Annotated in this window: 22 protein-coding genes; 13 read left to right on the top strand and 9 right to left on the bottom strand. The window is 63.7% G+C overall.

Translation table 11 applies throughout. From position 1 onward, the window contains the following. Positions 1–5 precede the first annotated feature (5 nt). Positions 6–1805, bottom strand: coding sequence for an aminopeptidase P family protein (locus tag B9A23_RS12705; protein WP_084279574.1), 1800 nt, complete (start codon positions 1803–1805; stop codon positions 6–8). A 72-nt stretch (positions 1806–1877) separates the two neighbouring features. On the opposite strand from B9A23_RS12705, the gene B9A23_RS12700 reads away from it, so the two are divergent. After that, positions 1878–3944, top strand: coding sequence for a S9 family peptidase (locus tag B9A23_RS12700; protein ID WP_176217980.1), 2067 nt, complete (start codon positions 1878–1880; stop codon positions 3942–3944). Further along, on the top strand, positions 3941–4336 hold the full coding sequence (locus B9A23_RS12695) for an acyl-CoA thioesterase (RefSeq protein WP_084279427.1): 396 nt from the start codon (positions 3941–3943) through the stop codon (positions 4334–4336). Before B9A23_RS12700 ends, B9A23_RS12695 begins: the two co-directional genes overlap by 4 nt. 12 nt (positions 4337–4348) lie before the next feature. Here B9A23_RS12695 and B9A23_RS12690 read toward each other — a convergent pair whose 3' ends face one another. The 3 genes from B9A23_RS12690 to B9A23_RS12680 form a co-directional block, all read right to left on the bottom strand. Then, positions 4349–6049: a sensor domain-containing diguanylate cyclase gene (locus B9A23_RS12690; RefSeq protein ID WP_217806607.1), complete on the bottom strand. Its 1701-nt coding sequence runs from the start codon at positions 6047–6049 to the stop codon at positions 4349–4351. Positions 6050–6165: 116 nt separating this feature from the next. After that, positions 6166–8562: an FtsK/SpoIIIE family DNA translocase gene (locus B9A23_RS12685; RefSeq protein ID WP_084279425.1), complete on the bottom strand. Its 2397-nt coding sequence runs from the start codon at positions 8560–8562 to the stop codon at positions 6166–6168. A gap of 107 nt (positions 8563–8669) precedes the next feature. Continuing rightward, positions 8670–9245: a thiamine phosphate synthase gene (locus B9A23_RS12680; protein ID WP_254895099.1), complete on the bottom strand. Its 576-nt coding sequence runs from the start codon at positions 9243–9245 to the stop codon at positions 8670–8672. Here B9A23_RS12680 and B9A23_RS12675 point away from each other — a divergent pair. Next, a complete protein-coding gene (locus B9A23_RS12675; protein ID WP_084279424.1) occupies positions 9244–9921 on the top strand; it encodes a YggS family pyridoxal phosphate-dependent enzyme in 678 nt (225 codons plus the stop codon). The genes B9A23_RS12680 and B9A23_RS12675 overlap by 2 nt on opposite strands. Positions 9922–10048: 127 nt before the next feature. Then, positions 10049–11344, top strand: a complete 1296-nt coding sequence (locus tag B9A23_RS12670) for a sensor domain-containing diguanylate cyclase (RefSeq protein WP_084279423.1) — start codon at positions 10049–10051, stop codon at positions 11342–11344. 60 nt (positions 11345–11404) lie between these two features. Here B9A23_RS12670 and B9A23_RS12665 read toward each other — a convergent pair whose 3' ends face one another. Together B9A23_RS12665 and pyk are read right to left on the bottom strand one after the other, a co-directional pair. Beyond that, on the bottom strand, positions 11405–13732 hold the full coding sequence (locus B9A23_RS12665; RefSeq protein WP_084279422.1) for a TonB-dependent receptor: 2328 nt from the start codon (positions 13730–13732) through the stop codon (positions 11405–11407). Between the two features lie 115 nt (positions 13733–13847). After that, a complete protein-coding gene (pyk, locus tag B9A23_RS12660) occupies positions 13848–15287 on the bottom strand; it encodes a pyruvate kinase (RefSeq protein ID WP_084279572.1) in 1440 nt (479 codons plus the stop codon). A 70-nt stretch (positions 15288–15357) separates the two neighbouring features. Between pyk and B9A23_RS12655 the strand changes: the two genes are divergently transcribed. From B9A23_RS12655 to B9A23_RS12645, 3 genes are all read left to right on the top strand, one after another. Then, on the top strand, positions 15358–15696 hold the full coding sequence (locus B9A23_RS12655; RefSeq protein WP_084279571.1) for a DUF1244 domain-containing protein: 339 nt from the start codon (positions 15358–15360) through the stop codon (positions 15694–15696). Between the two features lie 164 nt (positions 15697–15860). Further along, positions 15861–16112 (top strand): DUF2312 domain-containing protein, encoded by a 252-nt coding sequence (locus B9A23_RS12650; RefSeq protein WP_039333612.1) that lies wholly within the window; start codon positions 15861–15863, stop codon positions 16110–16112. Positions 16113–16188: 76 nt separating this feature from the next. Beyond that, on the top strand, positions 16189–17049 hold the full coding sequence (locus tag B9A23_RS12645; protein ID WP_084279421.1) for an SDR family oxidoreductase: 861 nt from the start codon (positions 16189–16191) through the stop codon (positions 17047–17049). On the opposite strand, the gene B9A23_RS12640 is transcribed toward B9A23_RS12645, so the two are convergent. Further along, entirely contained in the window at positions 17046–17738 is a 693-nt protein-coding gene (locus tag B9A23_RS12640) for a CPBP family glutamic-type intramembrane protease (RefSeq protein WP_084279420.1), read from the bottom strand. The genes B9A23_RS12645 and B9A23_RS12640 overlap by 4 nt on opposite strands. A gap of 100 nt (positions 17739–17838) precedes the next feature. Between B9A23_RS12640 and B9A23_RS12635 the strand changes: the two genes are divergently transcribed. The 6 genes from B9A23_RS12635 (at position 17839) to ruvB (ending at position 21850) form a co-directional block, all read left to right on the top strand. Then, on the top strand, positions 17839–18603 hold the full coding sequence (locus tag B9A23_RS12635; protein ID WP_084279419.1) for a YebC/PmpR family DNA-binding transcriptional regulator: 765 nt from the start codon (positions 17839–17841) through the stop codon (positions 18601–18603). 5 nt (positions 18604–18608) lie between these two features. Beyond that, a complete protein-coding gene (locus tag B9A23_RS12630) occupies positions 18609–18959 on the top strand; it encodes a DUF3147 family protein (protein ID WP_084279418.1) in 351 nt (116 codons plus the stop codon). Between the two features lie 15 nt (positions 18960–18974). Further along, positions 18975–19451 carry a crossover junction endodeoxyribonuclease RuvC gene (gene ruvC / locus B9A23_RS12625; protein WP_084279417.1) on the top strand — a complete coding sequence of 159 codons (477 nt, stop codon included), beginning with the start codon at positions 18975–18977 and terminating at the stop codon, positions 19449–19451. A 36-nt stretch (positions 19452–19487) separates the two neighbouring features. Beyond that, entirely contained in the window at positions 19488–19997 is a 510-nt protein-coding gene (locus B9A23_RS12620) for a nucleoside deaminase (RefSeq protein ID WP_254895098.1), read from the top strand. A 70-nt stretch (positions 19998–20067) separates the two neighbouring features. Next, positions 20068–20685 (top strand): Holliday junction branch migration protein RuvA, encoded by a 618-nt coding sequence (ruvA, locus tag B9A23_RS12615; RefSeq protein ID WP_084279416.1) that lies wholly within the window; start codon positions 20068–20070, stop codon positions 20683–20685. A gap of 136 nt (positions 20686–20821) precedes the next feature. Further along, positions 20822–21850 carry a Holliday junction branch migration DNA helicase RuvB gene (ruvB, locus tag B9A23_RS12610; RefSeq protein ID WP_084279415.1) on the top strand — a complete coding sequence of 343 codons (1029 nt, stop codon included), beginning with the start codon at positions 20822–20824 and terminating at the stop codon, positions 21848–21850. Here the strand turns inward: ruvB and B9A23_RS12605 are convergent. Further along, positions 21827–22036 (bottom strand): helix-turn-helix transcriptional regulator, encoded by a 210-nt coding sequence (locus tag B9A23_RS12605; RefSeq protein ID WP_084279414.1) that lies wholly within the window; start codon positions 22034–22036, stop codon positions 21827–21829. The two genes, ruvB and B9A23_RS12605, sit on opposite strands and share 24 nt — an antisense overlap. Further along, positions 22029–22460 carry a hypothetical protein gene (locus B9A23_RS12600; RefSeq protein WP_139797450.1) on the bottom strand — a complete coding sequence of 144 codons (432 nt, stop codon included), beginning with the start codon at positions 22458–22460 and terminating at the stop codon, positions 22029–22031. The genes B9A23_RS12605 and B9A23_RS12600 overlap by 8 nt, the downstream gene beginning before the upstream one ends. Positions 22461–22591 lie beyond the last annotated feature (131 nt).

Genomic DNA, 22591 nt, shown 5'->3' with positions numbered 1-22591 from the left:
CGGCCTCAAAAGGGCGCGCAGGCAGCTTCCAGCCAAGCCAGGTCGTCTCCGGACAGCTGCGGGGCAAGGACCTCGCGCACCCGCGAATGATAACCGTTCAGCCAATCGCGCTCTTCGCTCGAAAGCAGGGCCACATCGACCAGATCGCGGGCGATGGGGGCAAACGTCAGCGTCTCGAAGCCGTAGAACTCGCCTTCGGCACCAGCGATCTCGCGTTTCTCGACCAGCACGAGGTTCTCGATGCGAATGCCGTACTCGCCGGTCTTGTAATAACCCGGCTCGTTTGAAAGGATCATGCCCGGCATCAGCGGCTGCCCCGTGCCGGCCTGCCCGCCGCTAGCCTTGGCGATGCGTTGCGGGCCTTCATGGACGGCGAGGAAGCTCCCGACGCCATGGCCGGTGCCATGGGCGTAGTCCAGACCTGCCGACCACAGGAACTGGCGCGCGAAGCTGTCGAGCTGGCTGCCGGCGGTGCCTTTCGGGAATACGGCGCGTGCGAGCGCGATATGCCCCTTGAGCACGCGGGTGAAGCGGTCCTTGACCTCTGCATGCGGCGCGTCAGGGCCGACCCATACGGTGCGGGTGATGTCGGTGGTGCCGTCAACGTACTGGCCGCCTGAATCGACCAGGTAGACGCTGTTCGGCTCTAGCGTGCGGCTGGTCTCCTCGCTCACACGATAGTGCACCACTGCCCCGTTCGGTCCCGCACCCGAGATCGTGTCGAATGACAGGTCGCGGAGCAGCCCACCTTCGGCGCGGAATGCCTGCAAGCGGTCCGCAGCGGAGAGCTCGGTGACAGAGCCCTTGGGCGCTTCGACCTCGATCCAGCGCAGGAAGCGGGCGATGGCGGCGCCGTCGCGCGCCTGCGCAGCGCGATGCCCGGCCTGCTCGACTTCGTTCTTGATCGCCTTGGGCAGGACAACCGGATCGGTCACGGCGATAGCCTCGGCTCCGGCCTGATAGAGCGCATGGAAGATCGCAGCCACCGAGCGCTCGGGATCGACCGCAACCTTGCGGCCCTTCATCTCGCCCAGAGAACGAACGAAAGCATCACGCGGGTGGATGCGGACCGCATTGCCGAGATGTGCGGTCAATTCAGGCGTGACCTTTTCAGACGCCATGAACAGGTCCGCCGTACCATCGGCATTGGCGATCACGAACGACAGCGCAACCGGGGTGCGATCGACGTCGGAGCCGCGAATATTGAGCAGCCAGGCCACCGAATCGAGCGCAGTGATCACGGTCGCGTCATAGCCGTTGCTGGTCAGCCATTCGGCGACGGCGGCGCGCTTTTTATGTGCAGACTGTCCGGCATGTTCATCGGCATGGGGCACGGCGATGGCCAGCGAGCGTTCGGGCTGGTCCTGCCACACCGCATCGACCGGGTTGTGCACCACCGGCAACAGCGTCGCATCGCGCTTGTCGAGCGCGGCGCAGACCGCTTCGACCCAGCCTTCCGAATGGAGCCATGCGTCGTAACCGATCTTCGCACCTTGCGGGGCATGCTGCCCGAGCCATTCTGCCACGCTGGTCTGCGGCACCGACTGGTACGACCACAGCTTGCCATCCACCTGATCGCGCACCTGCAGGGTATAGCGCCCGTCGACGAAGATGCCGGCTTCATTGGCCAGTACCACGGCCGTGCCTGCCGAACCGCCGAAGCCGGTCAGCCATTCCAGCCGCTGCGCATAGGCACCGATATATTCGCTCATGTGCTCGTCGGAGATCGGAATGACAAATCCGTCGAGGCCGTCCTTGGCAAGCTGCTTGCGCAAGGCGTCGAGGCGGGCTTCATGAGTGTGCATCAGCATGGGATAAGGTCCTGAATGTGGTCGGCCCGCCTTGCGGGCATCATGCACGCAACATAGATGCGAGGGATGAGCATTGCCACACCTCCTGTCGCCGCAAAGATCCCGCACAGCTTTTCGCACCACGGCCTGACCGTATCCGACGATTACGCCTGGCTGCGCGATCCCGGCTATCCCGAGGTTACCGACAAGACCGTGCTTGCCCATCTCGAGGCCGAAAACGCTTGGTTCGAGGCCCGCATGGGCGAGCGCAAGCCGGTGATCGACGCATTGTTCAAGGAAATGCGCGCGCGCATCAAGGAGGCCGACAAGTCGGTCCCGCAGAAGGACGGAGACTTTCTTTACTGGATCGAGTTCGAGGACGGCGCGGAATACAAGAAGTGGTGGCGCCGCCCGGTCGGCGCGCCAGACGATGGCAGCGCGGACGAGCTGATCCTCGATGAAGTCGCCCTGGCGCAGGGCAAGGACTACTTCCGTCTCGGCGCGATTGCCGTATCGAAGGATGGGACGAAGCTCGCCTGGTCGGTCGACGACAACGGCTCGGAACGCTTCACCGCCCGCATCAAGATCATCGCCACCGGTGAAGTGCTGCCCGACGAGATTCCCGGCACGCTGTCAGGCCTGATCTGGGTGAAGGACGACACCGGCCTCGTCTACAGCCTCGCCAACGAGAACTGGCGGACTGACAATGCGCGCTTGCACTGGATCGGCCAGCCGCTGGAAAGCGACGTCGAACTCTACCACGAGGATGACGAGGGCTTTCGCGTTGGCGCGGCGCTTTCAGCAAACGAGCAGTGGCTGATCATCTCGACCGGCGACCATGAAACGGGCGAGGTGCGGCTGGTGCCGGCGGATGATCCGCTCGCCGAACCGCTGCTGGTCAAGCCGCGCCAGAAGGGCGTGGAATACGACGTCGATGAGCGTGACGGCGTGCTCTACATCCACGCCAACGACACGCACGAGAACTTCCGTCTCGCCACTGCGCCGCTGTCCGATCCGGGCAACTGGACGACGCTCATCGAAGGCACCGACGACTTCTACCTCACCGGGTTCGACCTGTTCCACAATTTCTACGTGACCGAAGGCCGCGTGCGTGGCCTCGACCGGATCGAGGTGCGCTATTACGACGATCCCTCGCGGGTCGAACCCATCGAATTTCCGGAGGCAAGCTACGAAGCCTCGCTGGGCGACAATCCCGAATGGGACATGAGCGTGCTGCGCGTCGGCTATGAATCGATGGTCAGCCCGGCGTCGTCCTATGACTATGACGTGGCGACGCGCAGCCTGACACTGCTCAAGGTGCAGGAAATCCCGAGCGGCTATGATGCATCGCTCTATGACACGGCGCGGCTCGAGATCGCGTCGCGCGATGGCACGATGGTTCCGGTCAGCGTCGTCTGGCGCAAGGACCGGGATGCCGGCGGACCGCTGCACCTCTACGGCTACGGCGCCTACGGCATATCCATCGGCCCCGGTTTCTCGACCACGCGGCTGAGCCTGGTCGATCGCGGCTTTGCCTATGCCATCGCGCATATCCGGGGCGGCGATGACCTTGGCCGCGCATGGTACAAGGCGGGCAAGCTGGAGGCGCGGACCAATACCTTCAACGACTTCGTCGACGTGGCGAAGGGCCTGATCGAGCGCGGCTTCACCCAAGCCGGAAAGATCAGCATCTCGGGCGGCTCGGCCGGGGGCGAGCTGATGGGCGCGGTGATCAATTCCGATCCCGACCTGTGGGGCGCGGTGGTCGCGCACGTCCCGTTCGTCGACGTGCTCAACACCATGCTCGACGAGGACCTGCCATTGACGCCGGGCGAATGGCCGGAATGGGGCAACCCGATCGAGGACAAGGCGGCGTTCGAGCTGATCCGTTCCTACTCCCCCTACGACCAGGTCAAGACACAGGCCTACCCTCCCTTGATGGTAACCGCTGGCCTCAATGACCCCCGGGTCACCTATTGGGAACCTGCCAAGTGGGTGGCGAAGCTGCGCGAGGCGAAGACCGACGGCAACGAACTGATCCTCAAGACCAACATGGGCGCAGGCCACGGCGGCAAATCGGGCCGGTTCGAATCCTTGAAGGAAACAGCCGAGGAGTTTGCCTTCATCCTGTGGCAGCTGGGGGTCGAGGCTTGAGCAACCGCCACACCCTCACCTTCACCGCAGGTCCCGAGCACATCGACGAGCTGGGCCATGTCAACAATGCGGTGTGGGTGAACTGGATTCAGGACATCGCCACCGCGCACTGGTCGGCAGCAGCGTCGGCGGAACATCAAGGCGCTTACGTCTGGGTCGTGACACGGCACGAGATCGATTATCGCGGCAATATCGTCGCGGGCGAAAGCGTGACCGCCGAGACCTTCATCCCCGAGCCGCCCACCGGCGCGCGGTTCGATCGGCGCGTCGACTTCCGCACTGCCGAAGGCAAGGTCATCGTCAGCGCGAAGACTACCTGGGCAATCATCGACCGCGCCTCGGGCCGGATCCTGCGTGTGCCGAAGGACGTGGCAGCGCCCTTCCTGCCCTAGGCGATTCCTGCCCTAGGCGACGGCGCGCGAAGATGCCTCGAAGCCGGTGACCTTTTCCTTCATCGTTCGATTGCGGCCGAGGCGTTTTGCTTCGTAGAGAAGTTGATCGCATCTTGCGTAGAGCGAGGTGAAGTCGATCTGGAGGCTGCCGCGCGTATCGTGCTCCACCAGCCCCATGCTTGCCGTCACCACCCGGTCTAGCCCTGGAACATCGGCGGCGATCCGGCTCGATATGGCACGGCGGACGCGCTCGGCCCTGACTCCAGCGTCGGGACCGCGCAGTAGCAGGAGGAATTCTTCGCCGCCCATGCGAATCGCCTTGGTATCGCGATCGTCGACCAATGCGCTTGCGGCAGCCCGCAGGACGATATCGCCAGTAGCATGGCCATGGGTATCGTTGACGCCCTTGAAGTGATCGAGATCGATTACGGCCATGGTGCGGAAACCCCGCGCGAAGAGTCCGGCGAAGCGTTCCTCGATGGTACGGCGGTTGGTCAGCCCGGTGAGAGGATCGCGATCAGCCACGCCTTGCAGTTCAAGGGCGCGGGCCGTGGCCTCGTCACGCTGGTGGCGCACGTCAACGAACCGACTGATGATGCCAAGTGCCGTAACCAGAACCTCGATCGCCAGAGCGAACTGGTAGATGACGATGGCTTCGGTCGGGCGCATGGCGGGAAGCAGGTAGGACATGATGCGCCAGGTGCCCACCAGCAGGATCGGCGCCCACCCCACGATCAGGAAACCCACGACCTTGCTTCCTGCGCGCCATGCCGCAACCATCATCGTGGCCAGGGCCAGGATCACCACGCCGATCACCGCATGGATCGTCGGCGAAGAATATGGACGCACAGCTTCGGCAGGAATCGAACAGGCCACGCCTGACAGCATCACGGCAACGGCAAGCCGATGGGCAAGGCGCCGCAAGCGCGGGTCGAGATATTCGGGCTCGATGAAGCTGGCCGCGAACATGAGCCCTGCTCCTGCCATGGCCGAAAAGGCTATGTTGGAGGCCTGCCATTCGAATTCGAGCCCGCTTTCCACGACAAGGTGGACAAAGCCGGTGGCGTAGGCAGCCTGCACAAGCATCGCCGCTACCATCACCAGATGCCAGATGACGTAGCGTTCGGGCAGAACCGAATAGAACGCCGTATTGATCAACAGTGGCACGAGCAGCATGCCACAGATCAAGGCCATGGCGATCATGCGGTGGAGCGGCCAACCGCTTCCCTCGGGCTTGGGATCAAGGCGCAACTCGCTCAGCGTCGTCTTTCCCCAGGCACGAACGATGCGCACGCCAACCGTACGCGTTTCGGACGTGGCACCGCTGACCGGCACGGTGATGTAAGGCCCCGTGGCAAGATGGTGGACATCGCTCGGCCAGAAGGACGTCCAGCTTTCGCGACCGGCAGCATCGATCAGTCCGATCTCGATCCGGTCGAAATTTCCGGCATGGGTGGTGATGGCTTGCGGCAACACGCGACCGGGCTGATCGCCAAGATCGAAGCGGATCAGCACCGCATCGCCTGATAGGCTCCATCCGCTGTCATCGCACCGCCAGCGGGAGGGATCGGCAACAACGACTCGCCAGGTCTCGCCGGCGGCAGCGTCGGCATGGCAGGCCCGTTCGACTGCGACGGCCTGCGCACCCGCCGTGGCAGGGAACAGTCCCAACCACAGCAGGACAAGCAACAGCCATCGTCCAGTCCTGATCATGCCATTGGAATACTTCGCCAAACTTATGAGTGAGTTAATGCGAAGCTGCGCAATTGGTGAACATCACCTGATGCGTTCATGGCGATATTTTCATAGTCTGCGTAACGAGGGTTCGGTCAGAGCGGATTGCCATCCTTGTCGCGGTAAATGTCACGCCGGCCCACATGATTGGCCGGCCCGACGAAACCATCGGCTTCCATGCGCTCGATCCACTTGGATGCGGTGTTGTAGCCCACGCCCATCTGGCGCTGGATCCAGCTTGCCGAAGCCTTCTGGCTTTCGAATACGAGCTGGCAGACCTGACGGTACTTGCGCTCTTCGGGATTGTCCGACGCGCTGTCGATATCATCGAAGCCGAAGCCGCCGTCTTCAGGTTCTTCCGTAACCGAATCAACGTATTCCGGGCTGCCCTGGCCGCGCCAGTGATCAGCCACCTTCTCCACCTCCTCGTCCGAGACGAACGGTCCGTGGACGCGCTTGATGGGATCGGTGTTGGGCTTGTAGAGCATGTCGCCCTTGCCCAGCAGTTGCTCGGCACCCTGCTCGCCAAGGATGGTTCGGCTGTCGATGCGGCTGGTGACGGCAAAGGAAATGCGCGTCGGCAGGTTTGCCTTGATCACGCCGGTGATGACGTCGACCGAGGGGCGCTGCGTTGCCATGATCAGGTGGATGCCGGCGGCGCGGCTCTTCTGCGAAAGGCGCTGGATCAGCACTTCGATTTCCTTGCCGACCGTGACCATGAGGTCGGCCAGCTCGTCCACGATCACCACGATCTGCGGCAGGACCTGATAATCGAGCTGCTGCTCCTCGAAAAGTTCCTCGCCCGTATCGGGATCGAAGCCCACCTGGATGCGACGGCCGAGCGGCTTGCCCTTGGCCTGCGCCGCACGCACCTTCTCGTTGAAGCCCGAGATGTTGCGCACGCCGATCGAGGACATCTGGCGATAGCGCCGCTCCATTTCCTCGACCGCCCACTTCAGCGCGCGAACGGCCTTGGCAGGCTCAGTCACCACCGGCGAAAGCAGGTGCGGGATGTCGTCGTAGGACTTGAGCTCAAGCACCTTGGGATCGACGAGGATGAGGCGGCATTGCGCGGGCGTCAGGCGATAGAGCAGTGAGAGCAGGATGCAGTTCAGACCGACCGACTTGCCCGAGCCGGTGGTACCGGCCACTAGCAGGTGAGGCATCGTGGCAAGGTCGGCCACGATCGGCTCTCCGGCAATGTCCTTGCCGAGGATGATCGGCAGCAAGGCCTTGGAATTGGCAAACTTCTCGCAGCCGATCAGTTCTCGGAACGAGACCATGTCGCGGATAGCGTTGGGCAGTTCGATGCCCATCACCGTGCGCCCGGGAATCGACGAGACGCGTGCGGATATCGCGCTCATGTTGCGGGCGACGTCGTCGGCAAGGCCGATCACGCGGCTGGCCTTGATGCCGGGCGCGGGTTCCAGTTCGTACATGGTCACCACCGGACCGGTGCGCACGGCGGTGATCTCGCCCTTCACGTTGAAGTCGTCGAGCACATTCTCGAGCAGGCGGGCGTTTCGCTCGAGCGCCAATTTGTCGATCTTCTGGGTCGATCCGGCGGGCGCCTCGACCAGCAGTTCGATCGATGGCAATTCGTACTTGTTGTCGAACAGGTCGCCCTGCCGCGCCTTGGGCTGCACGGCGGCCGGCGCGGGAGTGCGCGTCGGATCGCTGATCTCCGTCGGCTTGCGCTGGGCAAGAGCATCGGCAACGTCGACCGCTTCGGCAGCGGCACGCACTTCCTTCTCGCGCCGCTCTTTCTTCGGCCGCGTTACGGTCTCCTGCTCATCCTCGTCGTCAACCGCGATCTCGCGCTCTCTTGCCGATCCGCGAAGGAAGGGTGGCAAGCTGAGCAGTGAGCCCCAATCGAACGCGAAGATGCGGCTGGCGATCGCCATGCCTCCGGCCAGCGCGGCCAGCCCGACCGGCACGGTGAACCATGGCGCCGAAACCTGCGGCACCAGACCGGCAAGACCGTTGACCGCCGCCGCACCGAGCAGCCCCCACAAGCCGCCAGGTCCGGCCGGAAGGCGGCTGGCGCTGCTTGCTCCCCACAGCGCAAGCGCAGTGCCAAGCAACGCCATCGAAACAAAGAGCAGCAGCGTGGGCCGCCACCAGCGCGGTGCGGGAATTGCTTCCTCGTCCTCGTCGACGTCGACGAAATCGCTTTCGGCATCCCACAGACGTCGGGCAAACACCCACAGCAACGGCAGCAGCAACGCGCCGGGCAAGCCGAACAGGCGCAGCACCAGTTCGGCTGTCCAGGCCCCAGGAATACCCATCCAGTTTTCGACCGGGCTGCCCGAGGCGGTGCTGCCAGAAGGGTCGGTCTGGGTATAGCTGACCAGCGCGAGCAGCAGGAAGAGCATCGCCGCGACGAGCACGCCGCCGCCCAGCAGTTCGGCACTGCGGCGGACCGAGCGACGCAGGACGGCGCGCCAATCGGCGCGCGCGCGCGTTGCGGTTGTCCCTGCCCGGCTTGCCATGTCTATTCCGTATCCCTGCCCCGAAGCCCTTGCTTCTCGTCGGCATAATGCGCCCGAAGGGGACTCACCGTCAAGAAACAGGGCGGAAAATGCGGTGAATCAATGGTTCAGATCAGGCCATCGATCGCAGCCCAGCCGTGCACCGGAAGGCGCGCCGCGCGCCGTGCGGCCATCCCGCCAAGCGCAATGACCGGCAAGGGACTGCGCCTTGCCATGAGGAGAAAGCGCAGGGGCCCGAGCACTGGCGCGCCTGGGTGTGAGCGTGTCGGGAAAACCGGGGAAAGCAGCACGGCGTCGGCCCCTGCCCGCACCGCCGCTGCAATCTCGGCCAGCGAATGGGCCGTGGCCAGCTTCCAGCCCGGCGCCCCGGCTACTTCGCGGGCAGAGCCATAGACGCCGTCGACGCGCTCTGTGCAATCCAGCCGCGCTGCAATCACGCCGACCCCGCGCGCCCGTGCGCGTCGTTGCAATTGGCGGAAACGCTGCATCCGCGCGTGGGGCGCCAGGTGGTAGTGGCGGAAGACAACGGCATCGCCCTTGCCGAGGCGAGCAATCACGCGCTCGAGGCGGGCGTCGTTGCGCTCATCGGTCAGCAGCAGGCGCACGGGCAAGGATCGCCGCGTGCCCACCTGCCCTCTGATGCTCTGGCGCTTTCCCATCGCCGCGCTATAGCACCGCGCCATGGAACAGGCAGTCCCTTCCTCCGCCCCCGCAAGCCCGCTCGAACAGGTGCGTGCGCGCATTGCCGCGGCAGCCCGCATTGCCGGTCGCAAGGCCGAAGACGTCACGCTGGTTGCCGTGTCGAAGACCAAGCCCGCAGAGGCGATCCTGGGCCTGATTGCACAGGGCCAGACGGTTTTCGGTGAGAACCGCGTACAGGAAGCGCAGGCCAAATGGCCCGAGATCCGCGCCGCCCACGCAGAAGTGCAGCTCCACCTCGTCGGCCAGCTTCAGTCCAACAAGGCCGAGGACGCGGTCGCCCTGTTCGATTGCATCCACTCGGTCGACCGGGCCAGCCTCGTCACGGCCTTGGGCAAGGCGCAGGAAAAGCTCGGCCGCAAGGTGCCCTGCTTCGTGCAGGTCAACATCGGCGCCGAAGAGCAGAAGGGCGGCTGCGCCGTGTCCGAAGTGCCTGTCCTTCTGGCCCTGGCCAGAGAGGCGGGATTGCAGATTGTCGGCCTGATGTGCGTGCCGCCCGCCAGCATCGAGGCCGCACCATTCTTCGCCCTGCTTGACAAGCTGGCTGACGACAACGGCCTTTCGGGTCTTTCGATGGGCATGAGCGACGATTTCGAGACGGCCGTGCAACTGGGCGCGAGCCACGTCCGGATCGGCTCAGCACTCTTCGGAGAGCGCTGAAAAGGCAGGTTTTTTAACGTTAATTTCAAGCTTACGATCTAGACGGCACAGTACTGCCGTCGGGCTTAATCTGTTTTGCCCGGTTGCTTCGCCAAGATAACGCGCGACACTGGGAGATATAATCACAATGGCCATCAAGCCGGCACCTGAAAGTGGCCGCCTCAAGGCGGACGACAGGTTGCTTGACCGCACCCATATCGGCGCGATGGCGGCGCAGGCCATCGTGCTGATCGCCGTCCTGCTTACGCTGATCGTTGACGAACGCTATCATGATCGCCTTGCCGGTGTGGCCGCGCTTGGCCTTGCCAGCGTTTTCGGCCTGCAGTTGATCCTGCGTCGCGTCGCCCTGTCCATCCGTGCCCGTCAGCAGCAGCAATTCCGACAGACCCGCGATTCGCGCGAACAGATCCAGGAACTGTTCGCGATGACCGACATGCTGCAGGCTGCAGAGACTTACGAAGATGCCAGCGCCGTGCTGATGGCAACGGCCCGGCGTCTGCTGCCCGCCTATGGCGCGGCACTCTTCGTCTTCAACAACTCGCGTGACCGGCTCGACCTCGCACGGGCCTGGGACATGCCGGACGGTTTCACCGTTCCCGAATCGCTCTCGCCGTCCAATTGCTGGGCGCTCAAGCGCGGCAAGCCGCACATCAACGCTCCCGCCGATGCAACCTTGTGCTGTGCCCACCATGCCTCGCAGATCGCCAGCGTCGAACTGCCGATGATGGCTTGCGGCCAACTGCACGGGCTGCTGGTCCTCGTCCACCATGAGCAGGACGGGGCCTTCGCACAGCTACTGGAGATCCGCCGCCTCGGCCGGGCCCTGGCAGATTCCATGTCGCTGGCGCTATCCAACATCGCGCTGCGGGAGAAACTGCGGACGCAGTCGCTGCGCGATCCGCTCACCGGCCTCTACAACCGCCGCTACATGGAAGACGCGCTCGAGCGCTTCGTCTCGCTCGGCTCGCGCAGCGGCGCAAGCACGTCAGTGATCATGCTCGATCTCGACAATTTCAAGAAGCTAAACGACGAGCATGGCCACGCCAAGGGCGATGCCGTGTTGCGCGATGTGGCAGCCCAGATTGTCGGTGCGCTGCGCCCGAGCGACGTCGTCTGCCGCTATGGCGGGGAAGAACTGGTGGCGATCCTTCCGGACTGCTCGCTGGAGGACGCGCTGGAAAAGGCGGAAGCCTTGCGCACCCGGATCGAATCGCTAGCCGCCAGCCACGAATGCGCGATCTCGGCGTCTCTCGGTGTAGGCGCAGTGCCTGAGACGGCAACATCGGCAACCGACATCCTGCCGATCACCGATACCGCCCTCTATGCAGCCAAGAAGGCCGGCAAGAACCGCGTGGTGTCCTCCGACAAGCGTCCTGGCCGCGACGCCATCCGCCTGGCCTCGGTAACGGCAAAGCCCAATTGAACGGCAATCGGGCCGCGCAAGTCACCCTGCGCGGCCCGACCGGTCTTTGGCTTAGCGGGATCAGAAGTCTGCGTTGATCTCGACACCAAGAACGCGACCACGCACCAGCGGCGAGAACGTCCCTGCCTTCGGATTGTCGGCAAAGGGCCGGTCGACGCCGGTCGAGAGCGGACCGCCGAAAACGGGGATCTGCGCCGCCGTGCCGAGTTGCGTATCCCCGCCATGCTGAACCTGGTCTAGCAGGTTGCGGCCATAGACGGTGAAGGTCACCCCGCCGGTCTTGTAGCTGAGCGAGGCATCGAGGTTGTCGGACGAGGTAATCCAGCCGAAGTTGTTGTCGGTATAGGCAAAACGGTCGCGATGCTGGAAGTTGGCGCGTGCGACAAACGACTTGCGATCGCCGACCGGGAAATCGCCTAGCACACCAACGCCATACGTCCACTTCGGTGTACGGGGCAGGTCGAGTGCCTTGTCGGCATCGTTGACGACACCATCGCTGGAGATATCGAACAGCACCTTGGTGTACTTGGCATCGATATAGCCGAAGTTGGCAGTCAGCAGGAAGTTCTTGCCCACGGCGAAGCGGCCCTCACCCTCGATACCGTTGATGCGGGCATCGGCGGTGTTGAAGATCGATTGCGCCACGCCCGCTGCCGAGCCTTCGTTGACTTCACGCTGCATGTTGCCGACGTCTGTGCGGAAGGCAGCGAGATTCAGCGTCAGCTTGCGGTCGGGCGAGCGGTACTTGACGCCCAGTTCGTAGCTGTCGACCTGTTCCTCATCGAAAGACAGACCGCGCGTCGCGGCCACGGCTTCGAAGGCGCGGGCATTGGTGATGCGGAAGTTGTAGCCACCCGAACGGAAGCCCCGCGTCCAATTGCCGTAGGCCTGCGCATCGCCATTGAACTTGTACTGGAAGCCCAGCTTGGGGCTCCAGTTTTCCCAGGTGCGCTTGTCCTTGAAGCCGTTGTTCTCGTTGGGGATCAGCGGATTGACACCCGATGTCGGGCAAGTTGCGAAGACCACCGAGCACTCGGCGCGAGGCCGGATGTAGGTAACCGCAACGTCCTTGGTTTCCTTCGACCAGCGGAGGCCGGCCGTAAGGGTGAGCTTTTCGGTCACGTCGAAATCGCCGGAGGCAAACACGCCAAGCACGTCATGGTCCTGACGGCCGCCACCATATTGCGTCGTCGGGCTGATCGTGCGCGGGAAGAAGCGCAACTCGTCATAGCGCAGGTCCTGCGTGAACCAGAAGCCGCCAGCCGTGAAGTCGAGCGCCCCGAAACGGTTGTTGTAACGCAGCTCGTCCGAATACTGGCGCTGCTTGAACAGCGTGTTGGAGTGGAACACGAAGACCGGCTTTGCGTCGATGTCACCGCCGGTCGAGGCATCATAGTCGCGGAAGCCGAAGATGTTCGTGATCTTGCCGTCGCCAACGTCGATCTCGGTCTTGTGCGTCGCGAACCAGGTGCGGTTCTTGTAGAAGCCGCCGTTATCGATCGAGAAGTCGAAGGTGTCACGCTTGTAGAGGCCGTGGTTCTGGCCAGCCGGACCATCGCCGTCGCTGTTGAAGTATTCAACCTTGGCGACCATGCGAATGGCATCCGACGGCAGGAACTCGAGCGCGCCACGCAGGATCTGCGTCTGCGCCTTGCCGAAGTCCTTCCCGTTGAACAGGTTCTTGAAATAGCCCTGGTCGGAATTGACGTAGGCGCCGACCTTGAAATTGAGCTTGTCGGCGATGATCGGACCCGAGATCACGGCCTGCGCAGCGAAGTTTCCGGATCCGCGGCCAGAGTCGATTGGGCCTTCATAGAAGGTGCGGAAGTTGCCGCGAAGCTCCGACGTCGGATCGCCGGTGTTGATCAGCACCGCGCCGCCAGTGGTGTTGCGGCCATAGAGGATACCCTGCGGACCGCGCGCCACTTCGACCGAACCGAGATCGAACACGTCGAACACCAGGCCGTTGTTCACGCCGATGTAGACGCCATCGACGAAGACGCCGACGGTCGGATCGATCGACGGGATCGAGCTGTTCACGCCGAGGCCACGGATCGAGAAGTTGGCCGTACCGCGCGAGGTGCCGACCTGGTCGAGCGAAACGTTCGGCGCGCTGTAGGTCAGCGTCTGGATGTCGCGCACCTGCAGCGCCTGCAGGCTCTGCGCATTGAACGCGGTGATGGCAACCGGCACGTCCTGGACGTTTTCGACGTCCTTCTTCTTGGTTGCCGTCACGATGATGTCGGCGTTGAGCACGTCGATCGCCGACTGCTCCTGGTTCTGCGCCGCTTCTTGCGCAAAGGCCGCGCCGGCTCCGGCGACGGAGAGCGCAAGGACGCTCAAACCACCCGAAAACGCACGCACGACCTTGCTCGATTTCAATGCCATTCACAGCTCCCGTTTTATATTGTGGAGCTGAAAATGCCCGTAAGAGGCCGACATTCAACCTGTTTTTAAATGAGCAATTAAATCTTACATGCATCGTTGCATATTTACATCATTGTCACTTGTGATGGTCCAGTTCGTTGCCCTGAAGCGTGACGACATGAAGCAGATTGGTCGCCCCCGGCGTGCCGAATGGAACCCCGGCCAGCGCCACCAGCCGCGAACCGGCTGCGCCGAAGCCATGACGCAGCGCCATGCGCTTGCCCTTGGCGATCATCTCCTCGAAGCTGCCGATGTCCTTGGTGCTGACCGCGTGAGCCCCCCACAGCAGCCCGACCTTGCGGGCGGTCGTCTGTGATGGTGTCAGCACCAGCATCGGCACGCCGGGCCGTTCGCGCGCAACGCGTCGCGCCGTCGAGCCCGACCCGGTGAAGACGATGATCCCTGCAATCGGCAGCGTCTCTGCAATGCTGGCAGCGGCCTGCGCCAAAGCATCGGCAGTGGTCGGATCGGGCAGCGTTTCGATGAAATGCACGCGCGCGGCATAGCCGGGATCGGCTTCGACCTGCGCGGCGATGCGGTGCATGATCGTCACCGCTTCCTCCGGCCAGGCGCCGGCAGCGGTTTCGGCCGAGAGCATGACCGCGTCGGCGCCGTCATAGACAGCGTTGGCGACGTCGGAGACTTCGGCGCGCGTGGGCGTCGGCGTCTCGATCATCGATTCCAGCATCTGCGTGGCGACGACCACCGGCTTGCCCTGGCGGCGGGCGCTCTCGACGATCCGCTTCTGCAGCGGCGGCACCTCTTCGGGATTGAGTTCGACGCCGAGGTCGCCACGGGCCACCATGATGCCATCGGACAGTTCGATGATCTCTTCCAGCCGCGAGATCGCCGCCGGCTTCTCGATCTTGGCCATTAGCGAACCGTATCCGCCCATCAGGCGTCGCGCCTCGGCCACGTCCTCGGGCCGCTGGACGAACGACAGCGCGATCCAGTCAGCGCCATGCTCCACCGCAAACGACAGGTCGCGGCGGTCCTTCTCGGTCAGGGCAGGCACCGGCACCACCGCGTCGGGCACGTTGACACCCTTGCGGTCGGAAATGACGCCGCCCACTTCGGCCGAGCACAGGATTTCGTTCTGGTCGGCCCGAATCACGCGCAGCCGCAGCTTGCCGTCGTCAATCAGCAGGCGCTGGCCCTTCTGCAGGATGCCGAAGAGTTCCGGGTGCGGCAGTTGGACGCGGGTTTCGTCACCCGGCTCGGGATTGCGGTCGAGCGTGAAGTGGCCTGAATGCCGGATAACCGCGCGACCTTCCTTGAACTTGCCGACGCGCAGTTTCGGGCCCTGCAAGTCGCACAGGATCGTGATCGGGCGATTCACCTTCTTCTCGAGAGCGCGGATGTTGGCGATCGTCTCGGCATGGATGGCATGTTCGCCATGGCTCATGTTCACGCGAAAGGCATCGGCGCCGGCGCGGTAGAGCTTTTCCAGCATCTCCGGTTCGCGGCTGGCAGGGCCTACCGTGGCGAGGATCTTTACCTTGCGGCCCGCGATCATGTTGGCGCGAGGATCAAGCTTGGCCACTACGCTGGTACTCCTTATGAATCTGCGCGATGCGCTATGGCCCATGCCATTTCAAAACCCAAGGAAGATTACAGTGGATACGAATGCAATCGATGCGCTTCCGGATTCCGTAGCGGCTGCTGCCTTCCGGCGGCTGGTCAAGCACCTGCAGCACCGCCATGATGCCCAGAATATCGACCTGATGGGGCTGTCCGGCTTTTGCCGCAACTGCCTGGCCGACTGGATCATCGAGGGCGGCTTTGAGGGCGACAAGGCCGCAGCGCGCGAAGTGATCCACGGCCTGCCTGCCGCCGAATGGAAGGCCCGCTATCAGACCGAAGCGACACCCGAGCAGCTCGCCCGCATGGACGAGAGCCTGAAGAAGAATGCCGGACATTCCTGATGTGAAGGAAAGGCCAACCGGCCTTTCCTTGCAGCACCAGGCCGTTGCCGCCAACCAAGACCCCATTAATCCCCGGACTATCCACAGGCCGGTTTTGCCCGAATCCGGTGGCACCGCTATCAGCCGCGCCACCTGATTCACCCGCATACCCGGAGACTTTCCCGATGGTCGAATTCGACGACGCCAAGACAGCAGACGATCGTCTGCGCCTCCTGATCGAGCGCATCGAACGCCTCGAAGAGGAAAAGAAGGGCATCGGCGACGACATCAAGGACGTCTACAACGAAGCCAAGGCGACTGGTTATGACGCCAAGATCATGCGCCAGATCGTCCGCCTGCGGAAGATGAAGCCCGACGACCGTCGTGAGATGGAAGCCGTGCTTGAAACGTACAAGAACGCCCTCGGCATCGACTGATCGCGTTTTCCGGGCAGGGGCGGAACTGCCACCCTGCCCGGCCATTGGCTTCCTGTGATTTCAACAGGATAGCCCGATGACCCAGAATGCCACCGTCCGCCCGCCGATCCATGAAGATGGCCTCCCCGGCACCGAAGCCGGCCTTGATCCCAAGCCGGAATGGCAGCCGCGCTATCCCGGCTCCGGGCGTCTCAAGGGCAAGATCGCGATCGTTACCGGTGCCGACAGCGGGATCGGCCGCGCCGTCGCCGTGCTCTTCGCGCGCGAGGGCGCCAAGGTCGCCATCGCCTATCTGTGCGAGGACGAGGACGCGGCAAAGACCCGCGAACTGTGCGAGGCCGAAGGCGCCGAGGCGCTGACCTTTGCAGGTGACCTCGGCGATCCTGAAGTCGCCCATGCGCTTGTCGATCTGGTCATCGGCGACTGGGGCCAGCTTGATGTGCTGGTCAACAACGCCGGCGAACAGCACCCCGACAAGGACATTCGCGACATCACCACCGAACAGTTGCAGCGGACATTCCAGACCAACATCTTCTCGATGTTCTATGTGGTCCAGGCCGCGCGCGAACATCTCAAGCCGGGCGCAGCCATCGTCAACTGCACCTCGATCACAAGCTACAAGGGCGAGCCCGAATTGCTCGACTATTCCAGCACCAAGGGCGCGATCACGGCGTTCACGCGGGCCTTGTCAGAGCAATTGGTCGGTGAGGGCATCCGCGTGAACGCGGTCGCACCCGGTCCGATCTGGACCCCGCTCAATCCCAGTGGCGGTGCAACCGAGGAGAAGCTTGCCCATTTCGGTGAGAACACGCCCATGGGCCGCCCCGGCCAGCCCAACGAGGTCGCCCCGAGCTTCCTGTTCCTGGCTTGCGAGGATTCATCCTACATGTCCGGCCAGGTGCTCCATCCGAACGGCGGCACGGTGGTCAACGGCTAACCGGTAATCAAGGCAGCGCCCAGCATCACGGCATTGGACACGATGTGGTTGAGGATGGCGGCGACCATCCCCACCCGCACCCGCATATGCCCGAACATCAGGCCCGACCAGAACTGCGGCAGGGCCATCGGCACGGCGGCCAGCGTGATCGCGGGGTAGTTGAACAGGTGCAGCCCCGCAAAGATCAGCGTGGTGATGTAAAACAGTGCCGGAAATGCTTTCCTGAAACCTAGGGGCACATGTCCGTCACGCCGCTTCACCCACCACGTGATCGCGGTTGCAACCAGTGTGCCGACAAGCGCGATTGCCACGGCGACCTGGTTGCCCCGCATCGCCACGACAACGCACGCGCCGATCAGCAGCACTCCCATCGTTGTCAGCGCCCGCCGCGTTCCACTCATCCAGCCGCGGAAAAACAGTTCTTCAAGCACCGGCCCGAGGAGGACCGCCCCGCCCCACAGCGCGAGTGGCGCCATCCCGTCGAAGGCGTTCGGCGGCGAAAGGCCGAATGCCTTTTGCCACACGAGGATCAGCGGCATGATCACCAATCCCAGCACCGCGACCTGAATCGCAGTGAGGATAGCCCAGCGCGTAACGGCGCCTTCGGCATCGAGGCCGCTGGCCTGCTGCGGAGCGGGGTGGGCAAGGAAGCTGCGAAGTTCGGCAAGCACGGTGCGGATCATTGCCATGTCATGCCCGCAAATATGCCGCGGCGCCACACCGATTGCCGGATTGCGCTGTCTCGGCTAGGGGCACTTCCAGACTCAGACCTCGCAAGAAGCACGGACCATGGCAGGCCATTCCAAATTCAAGAACATCATGCACCGCAAGGGCGCGCAGGACAAAAAGCGCTCGGCACAGTTTTCCAAGCTCAGCCGCGAAATCACCGTGGCCGCCAAGATGGGCATGCCCGATCCGGACATGAACCCGCGCCTGCGCGCCGCTGTCAACGCGGCCAAGGCGCAGTCCATGCCCAAGGACAACATTGCCCGCGCGATCGACAAGGCATCGAAGGGCGATGGCGAGAACTACGAGGAAGTGCGCTACGAAGGCTATGGCCCGGGCGGCGTCGCGATCATCGTCGAAGCGCTGACCGACAACCGCAACCGCACCGCCACCAACATCCGCACCGCCTTCTCCAAGAACGGCGGCAACCTTGGTGCCTCGGGCGCGGTGAGCCATGGTTTCGAACGCCTCGGCCTGATCGAATACCCCGGCAAGGTGGGTGACGAGGAGAAGGTCCTCGAAGCCGCGATCGAAGCCGGCGCCGAGGACGTCGAATCCGACATGGGCGATGGCGATGAAAACCCCGGCAGCCACCAGATCTGGGTCGCCGTCGAATCGCTGCACGAAGTGGCGCGCGAGCTTGAGAAGACCCTGGGCGAAGCCGAAGGCGTGAAGCTGGCATGGAAGCCGAGCCTGAAGACCTCGGTCGATGCCGACAACGCCGCCACCCTGCTCAAGCTGATCGACGTCCTTGAGGACGATGACGACGTCCAGACCGTGTGGGGCAATTACGACATTCCTGACGACGTCATGGAAACGCTGGGCTGATCGACATGTGGCAACTGGCCGCGAAGGCGCTGCTCTCGGGCGTGCTGATCGCGGCCATTGCCGAAATCGGCAAGCGCCTGCCCGCCCTGGGTGCGCTGGTCGCCTCGCTCCCGCTTGTCTCGGTACTCGGCATGATGTTCCTGTGGAACGCCCGACCTGACGCCGAGAACATGGCGATCCACGCCGAGGCCACCTTCTGGTATGTGCTGCCCTCGCTTCCGATGTTTCTCGTCATCCCGGCCCTGCTGCGCCATGGCGTGCCGTTCTGGATTGCGCTGGTCGGCGGCTGCTTGCTGACCGTGGTGCTCTATCTGGTGATGATGCAGATCGGCCCCCGGTTTGGACTGAAAGTCTGAGATGATGGTGCGCCAATGATTATCCTGGGCATCGACCCCGGGCTCACTGTCACCGGCTGGGGCGTCGTCGCCAAGTCGGGCAGCCGGTTGAGCCATGTGGCCAACGGCCAGATCCGCACCGACAACAAGGCCACCATGGCCTCGCGCCTGGTAGAACTCGATTCCGCACTCGCCGCCGTGATCGACATCTACAAGCCTGATACCGGCGCGGTCGAAGAGGTCTTCGTCAACGTCAACCCGCAGTCCACGCTCAAGCTCGGGCAGGCGCGTGGCGTAGCCATGGTCGCGGTCGCGCGGGCTGGAATCCCGGTGGCCGAATACCCCACCAAGGTCATCAAGAAGGCGCTGGTCGGCACCGGCGGCGCGGAAAAGCAGCAGATCCAGCACATGCTCAAGATCCTGCTTCCCGGCGTGCAACTGGCCGGAGAGGACGCTTCCGACGCCTTGGCGGTTGCAATCACCCACGCCAACATGCTGGGCAGCCACCGCTGATCCGGAACGTCCGCCCGCATCCGGCGTATGGATCGGATGGACGCACTGAATGACAAGCTGAGCGACGAAGACTGGATGGCCCGGGCAAGAGACCTCGCCGTCTCGCGCAAGGGCACCGATCCTGCCAACACCCCGATCGCCGCAATCATCGTGCGCGATGGCCAGTTGCTTTCGCACGGCGTCAACCGCACGGCCGAACACTGCGACGCTACTGCCCATGCCGAAGTGATGGCAATTCGCGCGGCAGGCAAATCCTCGGGAGAGATGCGCTTCCCCGGCGCCACGCTCTATTCCACGCTCCAGCCCTGCGGCATGTGCACCATGGCCTCGATCTGGGCCGGCATCTCGCGCATTGTCTATGGCGCGGGCCGGGAAGACGTCCACGAGATGTACTTCGAGGACCGTCACCTCTCGACGCTCGACTTCGTCGCCGATGCCTATAAGGACGATCTCACCCTGACCGGCGGCGTCATGGCGCACGAATGTGCAGAGCTCTACTTCCGCCCATGGGACGATGTGCCCGAGGACGAGCAAGCCAACGACTAGCTGCCCGTCCCCGCATTTGGCGCAGGTAGCCTCTGGCCACGGTAAAAAGTTCCTGCCATAGGAACAAACCATGATCGCCAAGCTGACAGGCATTCTTGATGACACCGGGCCCGACTGGGCCGTGATCGACGTGAATGGCGTCGGCTATCTCGTGCAATGCTCGGCCAAGACGCTCACGCACCTGGGTATCCGGGGCGACAAGGTCGTCGTCCATACCGAAATGCAGGTCAGCGAAACCGACCAGCGCCTTATCGGCTTCACCAGCGCCGGCGAACGCGCCTGGTTCCGTCTCCTTACCGCGGTGCAGGGTGTTGGCAGCAAGGTGGCGTTGGCGATCCTGTCCGCCCTGTCGATCGAAGAACTCCAGCGCGCATGCGTCCGCGGCGACAGCGCGATGGTCGCCCGCGCCAATGGCGTTGGCCCCAAACTTGCCAGCCGCATCGTCAACGAACTGAAGGACAAGGCTGGGGGTCTTGCAGGTTATGCCTCCCCTGCCGGCATGGTCAGTGGCGAAGCGTTCACCCCGCCCCCCGGCAACGCCAGCGCCGACGCCGTTTCGGCTCTGCAGAACCTGGGCTTCAAGCCCGCCGTGGCGAGCAGCGCGGTGGCCGCAGCGGTCAAGGAACTGGGCGAGGATGCCGGGCTGAACGATCTGGTGCGCGTGGCGCTGAAGAGGGCGGCAGGGTGAAGCGCATGTTGCTACTCGGCATTCTTGCGGGCGGCTTGGGCCTGATATGGCACTTTGGAAGTGCTGAGGTTGCCATCGACACGTGCCTCGATGCTGGCGGGTCCTGGGATTACGCTGCACAGAATTGCCAGGAAAAATGACCGACAATCCCCTCCTCTCCCCCGCCTCGCAGATCGAGGATCAGGACGCAGCGCTGCGGCCCAAGACGCTGGCCGAATTCGTCGGGCAGGCAGGAGCCAAGGACAACCTGCAGGTCTTCATCGAAAGCGCCAAGATGCGGCGCGAGGCGATGGATCATGTGCTGTTCTTCGGCCCGCCGGGCCTTGGCAAGACCACGCTGGCCCAGATCATCGCGCGCGAACTCGGCGTCAATTTCCGCGCCACCTCCGGCCCAGTCATCGCCAAGGCCGGTGACCTCGCCGCGCTGCTGACCAATCTCGAACACGGCGACGTCCTGTTCATCGACGAGATTCACCGCCTCAACCCCGTGGTCGAGGAAGTGCTGTACCCGGCGATGGAAGACCGTGCGCTGGATCTGATGATCGGCGAAGGCCCCTCGGCCCGCTCGGTACGGATCGACCTGCCACCCTTCACCCTGATCGGCGCGACCACGCGGCAGGGCCTGCTGCAGACGCCGCTGCGAGACCGCTTCGGCATCCCGGTGCGCCTGCAGTTCTACTCTGTCGAGGAACTGGAGCGCGTCGTAGCGCGCGGCGCTTCGCTGATGGGCATCGGCATCGACAAGGGCGGCGCCACCGAGATCGCCCGCCGCTCGCGCGGCACGCCCCGCGTTGCCGGCCGCCTCCTGCGCCGCGTGCGCGACTTTGCGCAAGTGGCGGGCGCGGACAAGATCACGCAGTCCATTGCCGACAACGCGCTCACCCGGCTTGAGGTCGACAAGATCGGGCTGGACCTGCAGGACCGCCGCTACCTGACGATGATCGCCGATATCTACAAGGGTGGCCCGGTCGGCGTCGAAACGCTTGCAGCCGGGCTTTCGGAACCGCGCGACACGATCGAGGAAGTGATCGAGCCCTACCTGATCCAGCTCGGCATGATCGCCCGCACCGCGCGCGGCCGCTGCCTCAACGATCGCGGCTGGCAGCACCTCGGCCTCACCCCGCCCGCGGGCTCCACACCGTCACTCTTCGACCAGCCGGAATAGCGCCTCCACCGGCTGGCCGAGGGCCGCTGCAAGCTTGAGGGCAATCATCGTCGAGGGGATGAACACCCCATTCTCGACGGTGTTGATGGTCTTGCGCGAAACGCCGATGGCCTCGGCGAGCTGGCCTTGGGTCCACCCCTTGGCCTCGCGTGCGGCGCGCAGTTCGTTGGCAAGCCGCTCAGCCAAGGGCGGCGCGCTCCAGCCGGACGAAGCGGTCGATTGCCGCAAACAGGCTTATCAGCACGACCATACGGAACCCGAAGACCGCCGGCATTCTCGTCAGGGAAGCAATAAGCGCCCCGACAATGGCAACGGGAACCGCTGCCGAAAATCCCCACTCCATCGCCCGCGCTCTGTTCGCACGGGTGACCTCGTCGTCCACAAGTTGTCGCACTTGTGGATCACGCAGCCATAACCCTCCGGTGGTGAGAACGAGCATCAGCATTTGTGCCATGGCCAGCCACGCGACCAGACCGACGAACTCGACCACTCGCTTCGGCATGTCCACAGGCAACAGGGTGGATTGGGCTGCGAAGATGATCATGGCGCCTCGTAGGACACGCACGCGGCGACGACTGAGACGATCGGCAACGTTGGCAGAATCGGACATTGGCTGGCATCCCTCGCCCTAGTAACTTAAAGGTTACAGGTAACCCAAAGGTTACACCCGGTCAACCTGCCCATTCACTTTGGCTAACGGTTCGGTCCCATTCTGGCACAGAGTTAACGCTGGGGCCGCTT

It is taken from the genome of Novosphingobium sp. B1 (assembly GCF_900176395.1).
Taxonomy (GTDB): Bacteria; Pseudomonadota; Alphaproteobacteria; order Sphingomonadales; family Sphingomonadaceae; genus Novosphingobium.
This window is presented reverse-complemented; position numbering and strand designations above follow the sequence as displayed.